The sequence below is a fragment of the Sphingomonas mollis genome (assembly GCF_016427505.1).
Lineage (GTDB): Bacteria > Pseudomonadota > Alphaproteobacteria > Sphingomonadales > Sphingomonadaceae > Sphingomonas > Sphingomonas mollis.
The window spans coordinates 69,584-80,891 of record NZ_JAELXS010000007.1; the positions used below are offsets into that span (position 1 = coordinate 69,584).

Here is an 11,308-nt window from a genome sequence, read left to right on the forward strand (position 1 = left end):
GCGGCGAAGCTGCACCGAGCCGAAGCGGCCCGCCCGGCCGGCCTCGCCACAGCGAGGACCGACGGCGCGGCTTTGCCGCGACGGGGCTGATTGAAGAAAAGGGGTCGGACGGAGACGTCCGGCCCTTTTTTGCATGCGCCTTTCGTTAAATAATGGCGGGCATTGTAACGGCCGCCATCCGGATACGCGCGGATCGATGTCCCTGCTTGTTCCGATTGCGGAGATGATCGAGCCGCTGCATCCTGACTCTACAAGCACGTCGAACGAGGTGGAGCATCATGCGCGTCCTGAAGCTGGCGTTCGTCGGACTCCTCATCGGCGCGGCACCGATCGATGTACCGATCGGCAGATTCCAGACCTGGAACTCGTTCGAGAAGAGGCCAGCGGCATTTATATCGGGTGGAGTGTCGGTGCGGGTCGAGGCATTGCCCTGCCCCGCCCAACCTGACGGCGACAGTAGCTGCCGTTGGGAGGGCTATAACAATCAGGCCGCCGTGACGGTGAGCGCGCCGGGCGTAGTGCCGCGATCGATAACGACCGATCGGCAAAGTGCCTATGTGCGGATAGCGGTCGTGCGGTTTCGGGAAAGCGACTCCCGACCCGGACTCATCATAGAGAGTCAGTATGGCGGCTCGGGCGGCGATATGAGAGCGCAACTGGTGATGCCGAGTGGCAACGGCTACCGGGTTCTGCCGATGGATCTTCCGCATGGTCAGCGGCTCCAAGGCGAAATCGCGAATGCACCGCGCGATCTGTCGGGGGACGGCAGGATCGATCTGAAGCTCGAAGACGGATCGTTCGAATCGGTGTTCGGCTGCAACGCCTGCACGCCACGCCCGCCAAGACTGTTCACCGTCAAGGACGGCAAGCTCGTCGACGAAAGTCGCGATCCGGCCCTTCGCATCGTGTTCGCAACAGATATGGCGCGGCTGGCACCGATCTGCCTGTCGAAGACGCGTTATCGTAACGGCGCCTGTGCAGCCTATATCGCCGATGCTGCCCGGGCTGGGCAGTTCAAGATGGCCTGGGCGGCAATGCTTCAGCATTACGAGCCGGACGGTAACCTTTGGGAACCGTGTGACGTGCAGGTGTCGGCGTTGACGAATTATCGCTGTCCCGAAGGACATATCACGCACTTCAAGGATTTCCCTGCCTCTCTTCGCGCTTTTCTGATGAGAACGGGTTATCTTCCCGCGTAACGTTGGCGGCCGCGTCATTTGTTGGAACGAGCGGGTCAGGTATAGCCCGAAGATGACCAGCAAACCTCCGATTGGCCGCGATACGCGGTTGTGCATGTCGCTTGCCGCCCGGCCGGGTAATTTCGGGTCGCGGTTCCACAACCGGCTCTATGAACTGACGGGGCTGGATTACGTCTACAAGGCGTTCACGACCACCGATCTGGCGGGTGCGATCGGCGGCATCCGGGCATTGGGGGTGCGCGGGTGTGCGATCTCGATGCCGTTCAAGGAGGATGTGATCGCCTTGCTCGACGGGCTGGCGCCGTCGGCGGCGGCGATCGACAGCGTGAACACGATCGTGAACGACGACGGCGTGCTGACCGGGCACAACACCGATTATGCGGCGGTGGCGGCGCTGATCGCGGAGGTCGATCCGGCAACGCGGTTCGTGCTGCGGGGATCGGGCGGGATGGCCAAGGCGGTGGCGGCGGCGCTGCGCGATGCGGGGTTTCGCGACGGGGTGATCGTCGCGCGCAACGAGGCGAAGGGGCGGCCGCTGGCGGAGCTGTACGGTTTTGGCTGGCAGTCAGATTTGGGCGACGAGGGTGCGCCGCTGCTGGTGAACGTGACGCCGCTGGGGATGGCGGGTGGCGATGCCGATGCGATGGCGTTTCAGGCGGCGATGGTCGCGGCTTGCGAGGTGGCGTTCGATGTCGTCGCGATCCCCGCGGAAACGCCATTCCTGAAAGCGGCCGGGGCGGCGGGGAAGCGGCGGATCACCGGCGCGGCGGTGGCGACGTTGCAGGCGCTGGAGCAGTTCGTGCTCTATACCGGGGTGCGGCCTGGCGATGCGCAGGTGGCCGAGGCGGAGGCTTTTGCGCGGGGGTAGATCAGCTCTTCGCCAGCCGTTGGATCGCGGCCCATTCCGCGTCGGTGACGGGGGAAACCGACAGGCGGGACTGGCGGATCATCGCCATGGCGGCGAGCGCCGGATCGGCCTTCATCGCGGCGAGCGTCACCGGATGGGTCAGCGGGGTGCAGGCGGCGAGGGATGTGGAGACCCAGCTTTCGTCGCCATCGGGTTGCGCGGCGCGGGCAACGGTGGCGGTGCCGACGGCGGCCTTTTCCTTGCCGCTGTGATAGATCAGGACATCGTCGCCGACTGCCATGGCGCGCAGGTGGCTGGCGGCGGCGTGGTTGCGGACGCCGGTCCATTCGGTCCGGCCCTCCGCGACCAGATCGGCGAAGGAATAGCTGTCGGGTTCGGTCTTCACGATCCAGCGCATGAACGTTCCTTAAACAGACGGTTCCGGGATCATTCAGCCCGACTCGGGCAGGGATCGCAACACGGTCGCACCATTGTGCGTTGAATCTGGCGGACCGGGCGTAACTGTATCGGAGGTTCGAGATGAATGGGATGTTGAAGAAGGCCGGATTGGGCGCGGTGCTGGCCGCGACCGTCTTGACCGCGGCGGTGCCGGCCGAAGCGCAGCGCTGGGGCGGATATCGTAATTATCGCGGTCACCGTGGCGGCGGTGACGCGGTGGCCGGCGCGGTGCTGGGTGGTATCCTGGGGCTGGGTGTCGGGGCGGCGATCGCGTCGAACAACAACCGCAACCGTTATTACGACCGCGGCTATTACTATGACGCGCCGCCGCCGCGGGTGGTCTATCGCGAACGCTATTATTCGCCGCCGCCCCGTGTCGTGGTGCGGGAGCGGTATTATGAGCCGGGTTATTACGACCGTGGCTATTATGATCGCGGTTACGACGGATATGGTGGCTACGGCTATTGATCGCATGACCGGCGGCGCGGGGAGCCATTCCCGCGCCGCTTTTTTGTGGCCGGACGGCATCGGCACGGCTAAGCGCGCGGCATGACCGACACGCCTCCCGATCGCCTTTCCATCAATTCCGACAGCCCGTATTTCGACCAGCCGCTGCTGGAGCGCGGCATCGGCATCCGTTTCAAGGGTGTCGAGCGCAAGGATGTCGAGGAATATTGCATTTCCGAAGGCTGGATTCGGGTCGCGCTGGGCAAGAAGGTCGACCGCAAGGGACGGGCGCTGACGCTGAAGCTGGTCGGCGAGGTCGAGGCGTGGTTCGAGCGGCCGGCTGCCGGTGAAGAGACGGCTGGCGGCGCGGAAGACCAGCCCACCGCCTGATCGACGACCATCCGGGTCCGATTGCGGCCCGGTGCGTTTGACTCCGTGACATAAGCGGCCCGGTTCGTGTCGCGATGAATTCACGGAGAATGAACGATGACACGTACGGCTTTGGTCGTGGGGACCAGCGGGATCGTCGGCAGCGCGACCGCGGCGCAACTGGTGGCGGATGGCTGGGCCGTCCATGGCCTGGCGCGGCGACCACTGGCGCAGGATGGCGTGACGCCGGTGGCGGCGGATTTGCAGGACGCGGCCGGCACGGCGGCGGCGCTGGCCGGGGTGAAGCCGGATGCGGTGTTCATCGCGACATGGTCGCGGCAGGCGACCGAGGCGGAGAACATCCGCGTCAATGCGGCGATGGTGCGCAACCTGCTGGACGGCGTGCGGCCGGCCGGAAGGGTGCGGCACGTCGCGCTCGTGACCGGCCTGAAGCATTATCTGGGGCCGTTCGAGGCGTACGGCAAAGGCGCTTTGCCGCAGACGCCGTTCCGCGAGGAGCAGGGGCGGCTGGATGTCGAGAACTTTTATTACGCGCAGGAGGACGAGGTGTTCGCGGCGGCGGCGCGTGACGGCTTCGGCTGGAGCGTGCATCGGCCGCATACGATCATCGGTCGCGCGGTGGGCAATGCGATGAACATGGGCACGACGCTGGCCGTCTATGCGACGCTGTGCCGCGAAGTGGGGCGGCCGTTCCGCTTTCCGGGGTCGGCGGCGCAGTGGAACGGGCTGACCGACATGACCGATGCGCGGCAACTGGCGCGGCATCTGGTGTGGACGACGGAGACGCCAGCGGCGCGGGATCAGGCGTTCAATGTCGTGAACGGCGACGTGTTCCGGTGGAGCTGGATGTGGGGCCGGATCGCGGCGTGGTTCGGACTGGAGCCGGCGCCGTTCGATGGCAGCGTGAAGCCGCTGGAAGAGCAGATGGCGGACGATGCCGGCGTGTGGCGCGGAATCGCCGAGCGCGAGGAGCTGGCGGAGGCCGACCTGTCGCGGCTGGCGTCGCCCTGGCACACCGATGCCGATCTGGGGCGGCCGATCGAAGTGGTGACGGACATGGGCAAGAGCCGGCGGCTGGGGTTTCTGGATTACCAGCCGACCGATGATGCGTTTTTTGGTCTTTTCAGGCAGTTACGTGCGGATCGGTTGATTCCCTGATCGTAATGTGCTGCGGAAAGTTAGGCCAAGGTTAGGCCTGAACACTATCCATTTTGCCGGTAGCTGGTGATGGGAACGAGTGGAGCGCAACCCCATCGCCAGCTTTTTGCCATTGTGGGTTGGCATAGGAAGGGGACGTCACAAATGCGTTCGCGACATAAGCCATCTTTATTGAAACAAGAGGAGAGGAACCCCGTCCGTTATCGTGATGGGAAGAAAGGAAGTAGAAAACACGGCCCTCCCATCCATGCTTGCCCTTTCCCCTCTTGTCCGTCATAGAGGGATTGTAGGAATGTAAGGGGCTCGTCATGGACGACGATATAATCGTGAGGATGGAAGCGGAGGCGCAGGCGCTAGCGGCAAAGCTAGAAGCTGTGCACCAGTTCCTCGCAGTCTATCGTGACGGATTGGCAAAGCCCGCAAAGTCGACGACGCCGGCCATTATCGACGCAGTCGCCGCAGAGGCGGGGCTCGTGCGGAACGCTAAGGACCGACTAGATAAGTTCGGGCCTTATGGGCATAGGATCGTCAATGCCGTTGCATCGATCCTTCCGGGCGACGGCAGCAATCCGGTCGCCACGCGCAAGCTGGTCGCGCAGCTAGATTATCTAGACGTGGAGATCACCGGAGAAAACAAGGTCAACTCGCTATCTGCTTTGTTGGCGCGCAGTTCGAAAATTAAGGGGTATGGTCGGGCTGGCTGGACGCTGAAAAGCGCCGAGCACGGCGAGCGATACCCATTGAATATGGACAACACAGTCCATCATGAGAATGCCCCGCCTAGCGAGTTCGAGGAACTGCTAGACGAGGCAGAGATCGCGCCAGACGCGCAATATGGAGGACCACAGGAATGAGCTATCATTCCGCAGGGTGGCGGGGGCGGCAACCCCTTAGCTACCCATTGCTCTTATTATAGAGCTAGTGGACGACCGTGGCCGGAGATCGCTCTCCGGCCACGGTCTTCTGCTAGCAAATCGTGATGATTCCGTCTAGAGGAGGTAGTGCAAATGGCGCTTTTCCTAGGGGAGTCCTATGTCTGTTACGCCGATCTATCCGCAACGCGGACAAGGTGATCGGCCCTCGCGGAAGGCAGGGCGTGTGTACGCAATCGCATATGATTTGAACACGGAAGCCGCGGAGCGGCATGGCGCTTGGCATAAAATCGCTCGCGTTTTTGAGAGCTACGGATTCACACGACAGCAAGGTTCGGTTTTCTACGGCAACGAGAAAACATCCGCGATGACGTGCGCAGCTGCAGTGCTGGAAGTCAACGACCGCTATACGTGGTTCTGGGAAGTGGTACGCGATATGCGGGTACTACGAATTGATGAGGAGGACGATCTTCTTCAAATTGTCCCCAACCGGTTGCGTTTTGACACGCGCGACGTCGCATAACGCTCGAACAGCTAATCTTGGGAGAGGCCCTGAAAACAGGGCGGTTAGCTGATTCTATAGATCAGGCCGAACGTGATGCCATTGGAACGATCTCAGGAGACTCGTTCAACGCTCTCTTAAGTGGTGTCATAGCGCCTTTGCCAGAAGATAGAACATTCTGTTCACCCCTCGCGATGGTTCGCCTGAAAGGTGAACCCATCTAGATAGCGCGCGGATACTTGAGCTGATAGCTACGTGCGTTGATTGGATCGACCCCTTTGAGATCCGCCAGAAGCCCTCCACGCTGTTCACATCATGTTGCGCCTTGTAGCCGTAACCGAAATAGCTCCATTGCTGCCTCCCGTGCGAGACCGTGATTTTGCCCAAATCTCGCTCGAAAGGCCAGTGCTGTTACGCCGTCTCCAGCGCCTCAGTCGCTTCCAGCCATTTCGCCTCGACCGCTTCGATCTTGCCCTGCACGTCGGCGCGGCGTTTGCCGAGGTCGCTCATGCTGAGTTTGGCGAAGCGTGGTTCGGCGCCGGCGGGGTCGAACATCGCGCGGTCGAGGGCGTTGCGCTCGGTCGTCAGGCGGGCGGTGTCGGCTTCGAGGTCGCGGATGGTGCGGCGGAGCGCGGTTTCGCGGTCGCGGGCGTCGGTGGCGGCTTTCTTGCTGGCCTTGCGATCGGCCTTGCTGGCGCCGGGGGCGGCGCCATCGGGCTTGTCGCCCTTCAGGACGAAAGCGATATAATCGTCGAGGCTGCCGTCGAATTCCTTGGCGGTGCCGTTGTCGACCAGCACCAGCCGGTCGGCGGTGAGTTCGAGCATGTGGCGATCGTGGCTGACCAGCACGACGGCGCCGCTATAGGCGTTGAGCGCCTGCACCAGTGCTTCGCGTGCATCGACGTCGAGGTGGTTGGTCGGCTCGTCGAGGATCAGCAGATGCGGCGCGTCGCGGGTGATGAGGGCGAGGGCGAGCCGCGCCTTTTCGCCGCCGGACATCTTGCCGACCTTGCCGATCGCCTTATCGCCCGAAAAGCCGAACCGGCCGAGCTGCGCGCGCACCGCGGCGGGACTGGACCCCTTCATGATGCGGGTCATGTGTTCGAGCGGGGTGTCGTCGGCGTCCAGTTCCTCGACCTGATACTGGGTGAAATAGCCGACCTTCATCTTGCCCGACGCGTTCATCTCGCCGTCGATCGGCGCCAACTGCGCGGCGAGCAGGCGGGCGAGCGTGGTCTTGCCGTTGCCGTTGCGGCCGAGCAGCGCGACGCGGTCGTCGGGATCGAGGCGCATGTTGAGGCGCTTGAGGATCGGGATGTCGCTGTAGCCGACCGACGCCATGTCGAGCGTGATGAGCGGCGGGCGCAGTTCGGAAGGGTCGGGAAAGTCGAACGACAGCGACGGATCGTTGGCGAGTTCGGCGATCGGCTGCATCTTCGCCAGCATCTTCTGCCGGCTTTGCGCCTGTTTGGCGGTGGAGGCGCGGGCGGAGTTGCGGGCGACGTAATCCTGCAGCTTGGCGCGCTGAATATCCTGATTCGCCTTCGCCGCCGCCAGCTGCGCCATGCGTTCGGCGCGCTGGCGCTCGAACGCATCATAGCCGCCAGGGTAGAGCGTGATCTTGCCGCCCTGGAGGTGGAGGATGTGATCGACGACGTTGTTCAGGAAATCGCGTTCGTGACTGACGACGACGATCGTCGCGGAATAGGATTTCAGGAAATCCTCCAGCCACATCACCGCTTCGAGATCGAGGTGGTTCGACGGCTCGTCGAGGAGCAGCACGTCGGGCTGCGAGAATAACAGCGCGGCAAGCGCGACCCGCATCTTCCATCCGCCCGAGAAGCTGTCGAGCGGTTGCGCCTGCATCTCTTCGTCGAAGCCGAGACCCAGCAGGATCTGCGCGGCGCGGGCGGGGGCGGTATAGGCGTCGATCGCGATCAGGCGTTCGTACACGTCACCGAGCCGGTCGGGGTCCTCGCACGTCTCGCTCTCGATCATCAGCGCGGCGCGTTCGGTATCGGCGGCGAGCACGGTGTCGAACGGCGTTTCCTGACCGGCAGGTGCCTCCTGCGCGATATAGCCGAGACGGCTGCCGCGCGGCATCTCCGCCGATCCCTCGTCGGGTTCGAGCAGGCCGGCGATGACGCGGACCATCGTGGACTTGCCGGCGCCGTTGCGGCCGATCAGCCCGACGCGACTGCCGGGGGGGAGTGCCGCCGACGCGCCGTCGAGGATCGTGCGGCCGCCGAGGCGCACGGTGATGCCGTTGATGTTGAGCATGCGCGCGCCCCTAACAGATTTATGCTGCGGGTGCGAGGGTGAGGATGGGGCGGTTTCGCATCGGGCGAACGCGTCCTACAGCGCGGGCATGCCCCACCTTGCCGCCCATCGCCGCGATCTCGACCAGTTGGCCGCCATGGGGCGGCGGCGATCGCTGGCGCCGCGGCGGGGGGTGGATTTCTCGTCGAACGACTATCTGGGACTATCGACCTCGCCGCGGCTGGCGGCGGCGGTGGCGGACGCGGTGGCGCGGGGCGTGGCGGTGGGGTCCGGGGGATCGCGGCTGCTGCGGGGGAACGACGTCGAACACGAGCGGCTGGAGGACGAGGCGGCGCGGTTCTTCGGGTGCGAGGCGGCGTTGTTCTTCGGCAGCGGGTTCGCGGCGAATGCGGCGTTGCTGGCGACGTTGCCGCAACGGGGCGATCTGGTGGTGCATGATGCGCTGATCCACGCGAGCGCGCATGAGGGGGTGCGGCTGGGGCGGGCGGCTTGCATGGCGGCGGCGCATAACGATGCGGGGGCGTTCGAGGATGCGATCGTTCGCTGGCGGACGGGCGGCGGGACGGGAACGCCGTGGATCGCGGTGGAGAGCCTGTATTCGATGGATGGCGACCGGGCGCCGCTGGACGAACTGGCGGTGGTGGCGGCGCGGCATGACGCGATGCTGCTGATCGATGAGGCGCATGCGACGGGGGTCTGGGGGCCGGGCGGGCGTGGGCTGGCGGCGGGGCTGGAGGGGCGGGAGAACGTGATCTCGCTGCATACCTGTGGAAAGGCGCTGGGGGTCGAGGGGGCGCTGGTGTGCGGGCCGGCGGTGGTGCGGGACTTTCTGGTCAACCGGGGGCGGGGCTTCATCTTTTCGACCGCGCCGTCGCCGTTGATGACGGTGGCGGTGGGGGAGGCGCTGCGCATCGTGGCGGACGAGCCGGAACGGCGGGATCGGCTGGCGGCGCTGATCGCGGTGGCCGCGGAGGTGCTGGCGCCGTGCGGGGTGACGGTGACGGGGTCGCAGATCATGCCGCTGGTGATCGGCGAGGATGGCGAGACGATGCGGATCGCGGCGGCGGTGCAGGCGGCGGGATATGATGTGCGCGGGATACGGCCGCCGACGGTGGCGGCGGGGACGGCGCGGCTGCGGGTCTCGCTGACGCTGAACGTCGGGGAGGACGACGTGCGGGCGCTGGGCGATGTGTTGCGGGAGGTGCGGCGATGACGATCGTGGTCACGGGGACCGACACCGATATCGGCAAGACGGTGTTCGCCGCCGCGCTGACGGTGGCGCTGGGGGCGCAGTACTGGAAGCCGGTGCAGGCGGGGACCGATGAGGGTGGCGACGTGGCTGGCGTGACGCGGCTGGGGGTGCCGGCGGGGCGGTGCCTGCCCGAGGCGTACCGGCTGCGGACGCCGTGTTCGCCGCACCGGGCGGCGGAGATCGACGGGGTGACGCTCGACCCGGCGCGGCTGGTGCTGCCGGTGGTGGACGGGCCGCTGGTGGTGGAGGGCGCGGGCGGGGTGCTGGTGCCGGTGACACGGCAGTTGCTGTTCGCCGATCTGTTCGCACGCTGGGGGCGGCCGGTAGTGCTGGTGGCGCGGACGGGGCTGGGGACGATCAACCACAGCCTGTTGTCGATCGAGGCGTTGCGGTCGCGCGGGGTGGCGGTGCTGGGCGTGGCGTTCGTGGGGGAGGCGGTGGAGGATAGCGAGGCGACGATCGCGGCCATCGGGGGCGTGAAGCGGTTGGGGCGGTTGCCTTTGCTCGATCCGCTGGATGCCGGGACGCTGGCGGCGGCGTTTGCGAGCGGGTTCGATGTGGAGGACTTCCGATGATCGAGTCGTCGGTGTGGCATCCCTTCACGCAGCATGGGCTGGGCGAGGCGATCCCGCTGGTGACGCGTGCCGAGGGGGCGGTGCTGCATACGGCGGACGGGCGGCGGATCGTGGATGCGATCTCGTCATGGTGGGTGACCACGCATGGCCACCGGCATCCGCGGATCGTGGCGGCGATGCGGGAACAGGCGGAACGGCTGGACCAGATCATCTTCGCCGGATGGACACACGAACCGGCGGAGGAACTGGCGCGGGGGCTGCGCGCAATGATGCCGGACAGCCTGACGCGGGTGTTCTATTCCGATTCTGGATCGACGGCGGTCGAGGTCGCGCTGAAGATGGCGCTGGGATACTGGCTGGCGCGGGGCGAGGCGCGACATCGCATCCTGGTGATGGAGCATGGGTATCACGGCGATACGATCGGCGCGATGTCGGTCGGTGCGCGCGGCGTGTTCAACCGGGCTTATGCGCCGTTGTTGTTCGATGTGGAGACGGTGCCGTTTCCTGCCGCTGGGCATGAGCAAGCGACACTGGGCGCGCTGACGCGGGCGTGCGCGGGTGGCGAGGCGGCGGCGTTCATCGTCGAGCCGCTGGTGCTGGGGGCGGGCGGGATGCTGGTCTATCCGGCATGGGTGCTGTGCGAGATGCGGGCGATCTGCGCGGCGGCGGGAGTGCTGTTCATCAGCGACGAGGTGATGACCGGTTGGGGGCGGACGGGGACGCTGCTGGCCGGGGAGCAGGCGGGGATCGTGCCGGATATCCTGTGCCTGTCGAAGGGGCTGACCGGGGGCGCGGTGCCGCTGGCGGTGACGATGGCGAGCGAGGCGGTGTGGGCGGCGCATTACAGTCGCGACCGGGCGACGATGTTCTTCCATTCGTCCAGCTATACCGCCAACCCGTTGGCGTGTGCGGCGGCGGTGGCGAATCTGGCCATCTGGCGCGAGGAGCCGGTGCTGGCGCGGGTAGCCGATCTGGGCGCGCGGCAGGCGGCGCGGCTGGCGGGGCTGGCGGCGCATCCGGCGGTGTCGGGGGTGCGGCAGATCGGGACGATCGCGGCGTTGGAGATCGGCGGGCGGGACGGGTATCTGTCGGCGCTGGGGCCGGGACTGCTGCGCTTCTTCGGGGAGCGTGACCTGTTGCTGCGACCGTTGGGGGATACGGTGTATGTGATGCCGCCTTATTGTATCGGCGATGACGATATGGACCGGGTGTATGCGGCGATCGGCGAGGCGTGCGACCTGATCGCGGCGGGCAAATTCGTTTAACCAGATCGGTACATTTTGCTTGACAGCGTCACGCTGTTTGGGTACATAACAGGAACATCGAG

At 65.5% G+C, this 11,308-nt stretch carries 12 protein-coding genes; 10 read left to right on the forward strand and 2 right to left on the reverse strand.

What is annotated here, in order from left to right:
- Positions 1–278 precede the first annotated feature (278 nt).
- Both JAO74_RS13055 and JAO74_RS13060 read left to right on the forward strand, forming a co-directional pair.
- The gene (locus JAO74_RS13055) at positions 279–1,199 is read left to right on the forward strand and encodes a hypothetical protein (RefSeq protein WP_199038733.1); all 921 of its coding nucleotides are present in this window, start codon (positions 279–281) and stop codon (positions 1,197–1,199) included.
- A 52-nt stretch (positions 1,200–1,251) separates the two neighbouring features.
- Positions 1,252–2,067: a shikimate 5-dehydrogenase gene (locus JAO74_RS13060; RefSeq protein ID WP_199038736.1), complete on the forward strand. Its 816-nt coding sequence runs from the start codon at positions 1,252–1,254 to the stop codon at positions 2,065–2,067.
- A gap of 1 nt (position 2,068) precedes the next feature.
- On the opposite strand, the gene JAO74_RS13065 is transcribed toward JAO74_RS13060, so the two are convergent.
- Complete coding sequence (locus JAO74_RS13065) at positions 2,069–2,464, reverse strand: EVE domain-containing protein (protein ID WP_199038738.1); 396 nt, start codon at positions 2,462–2,464, stop codon at positions 2,069–2,071.
- Positions 2,465–2,586: 122 nt separating this feature from the next.
- Between JAO74_RS13065 and JAO74_RS13070 the strand changes: the two genes are divergently transcribed.
- The 5 genes from JAO74_RS13070 to JAO74_RS13090 all read left to right on the forward strand — a co-directional run bounded on the left by JAO74_RS13070 (position 2,587) and on the right by JAO74_RS13090 (position 5,895).
- The gene (locus JAO74_RS13070; RefSeq protein WP_199038741.1) at positions 2,587–2,973 is read left to right on the forward strand and encodes a hypothetical protein; all 387 of its coding nucleotides are present in this window, start codon (positions 2,587–2,589) and stop codon (positions 2,971–2,973) included.
- 81 nt (positions 2,974–3,054) lie between these two features.
- Positions 3,055–3,342: a DUF3297 family protein gene (locus tag JAO74_RS13075; RefSeq protein ID WP_199038744.1), complete on the forward strand. Its 288-nt coding sequence runs from the start codon at positions 3,055–3,057 to the stop codon at positions 3,340–3,342.
- A gap of 96 nt (positions 3,343–3,438) precedes the next feature.
- On the forward strand, positions 3,439–4,500 hold the full coding sequence (locus tag JAO74_RS13080; protein ID WP_199038747.1) for an SDR family oxidoreductase: 1,062 nt from the start codon (positions 3,439–3,441) through the stop codon (positions 4,498–4,500).
- A 308-nt stretch (positions 4,501–4,808) separates the two neighbouring features.
- Positions 4,809–5,354 (forward strand): hypothetical protein, encoded by a 546-nt coding sequence (locus JAO74_RS13085; protein WP_199038750.1) that lies wholly within the window; start codon positions 4,809–4,811, stop codon positions 5,352–5,354.
- Positions 5,355–5,532: 178 nt separating this feature from the next.
- Positions 5,533–5,895: a hypothetical protein gene (locus JAO74_RS13090; RefSeq protein WP_199038753.1), complete on the forward strand. Its 363-nt coding sequence runs from the start codon at positions 5,533–5,535 to the stop codon at positions 5,893–5,895.
- 390 nt (positions 5,896–6,285) lie between these two features.
- Here JAO74_RS13090 and JAO74_RS13095 read toward each other — a convergent pair whose 3' ends face one another.
- The gene (locus JAO74_RS13095) at positions 6,286–8,154 is read right to left on the reverse strand and encodes an ABC-F family ATP-binding cassette domain-containing protein (RefSeq protein ID WP_199038756.1); all 1,869 of its coding nucleotides are present in this window, start codon (positions 8,152–8,154) and stop codon (positions 6,286–6,288) included.
- A gap of 88 nt (positions 8,155–8,242) precedes the next feature.
- Between JAO74_RS13095 and JAO74_RS13100 the strand changes: the two genes are divergently transcribed.
- From JAO74_RS13100 to JAO74_RS13110, 3 genes are read left to right on the forward strand one after another with little or no spacing between them, the layout of a single operon-like run.
- A complete protein-coding gene (locus JAO74_RS13100) occupies positions 8,243–9,367 on the forward strand; it encodes an 8-amino-7-oxononanoate synthase (protein WP_199038759.1) in 1,125 nt (374 codons plus the stop codon).
- On the forward strand, positions 9,364–9,981 hold the full coding sequence (gene bioD / locus JAO74_RS13105) for a dethiobiotin synthase (RefSeq protein ID WP_199038762.1): 618 nt from the start codon (positions 9,364–9,366) through the stop codon (positions 9,979–9,981). The genes JAO74_RS13100 and bioD overlap by 4 nt, the downstream gene beginning before the upstream one ends.
- Positions 9,978–11,246, forward strand: a complete 1,269-nt coding sequence (locus JAO74_RS13110) for an adenosylmethionine--8-amino-7-oxononanoate transaminase (protein ID WP_199038765.1) — start codon at positions 9,978–9,980, stop codon at positions 11,244–11,246. The genes bioD and JAO74_RS13110 overlap by 4 nt, the downstream gene beginning before the upstream one ends.
- Positions 11,247–11,308 lie beyond the last annotated feature (62 nt).

Coding starts and splice junctions, on each gene's coding strand:
- JAO74_RS13055 (WP_199038733.1), top strand. CDS start 279: ATGCGCGTCCTGAAGCTGGCGTTCGTCGGACTCCTCATCGGCGCGGCA.
- JAO74_RS13060 (WP_199038736.1), top strand. CDS start 1,252: ATGACCAGCAAACCTCCGATTGGCCGCGATACGCGGTTGTGCATGTCG.
- JAO74_RS13065 (WP_199038738.1), bottom strand. CDS start 2,464: ATGCGCTGGATCGTGAAGACCGAACCCGACAGCTATTCCTTCGCCGAT.
- JAO74_RS13070 (WP_199038741.1), top strand. CDS start 2,587: ATGAATGGGATGTTGAAGAAGGCCGGATTGGGCGCGGTGCTGGCCGCG.
- JAO74_RS13075 (WP_199038744.1), top strand. CDS start 3,055: ATGACCGACACGCCTCCCGATCGCCTTTCCATCAATTCCGACAGCCCG.
- JAO74_RS13080 (WP_199038747.1), top strand. CDS start 3,439: ATGACACGTACGGCTTTGGTCGTGGGGACCAGCGGGATCGTCGGCAGC.
- JAO74_RS13085 (WP_199038750.1), top strand. CDS start 4,809: ATGGACGACGATATAATCGTGAGGATGGAAGCGGAGGCGCAGGCGCTA.
- JAO74_RS13090 (WP_199038753.1), top strand. CDS start 5,533: ATGTCTGTTACGCCGATCTATCCGCAACGCGGACAAGGTGATCGGCCC.
- JAO74_RS13095 (WP_199038756.1), bottom strand. CDS start 8,154: ATGCTCAACATCAACGGCATCACCGTGCGCCTCGGCGGCCGCACGATC.
- JAO74_RS13100 (WP_199038759.1), top strand. CDS start 8,243: ATGCCCCACCTTGCCGCCCATCGCCGCGATCTCGACCAGTTGGCCGCC.
- bioD (WP_199038762.1), top strand. CDS start 9,364: ATGACGATCGTGGTCACGGGGACCGACACCGATATCGGCAAGACGGTG.
- JAO74_RS13110 (WP_199038765.1), top strand. CDS start 9,978: ATGATCGAGTCGTCGGTGTGGCATCCCTTCACGCAGCATGGGCTGGGC.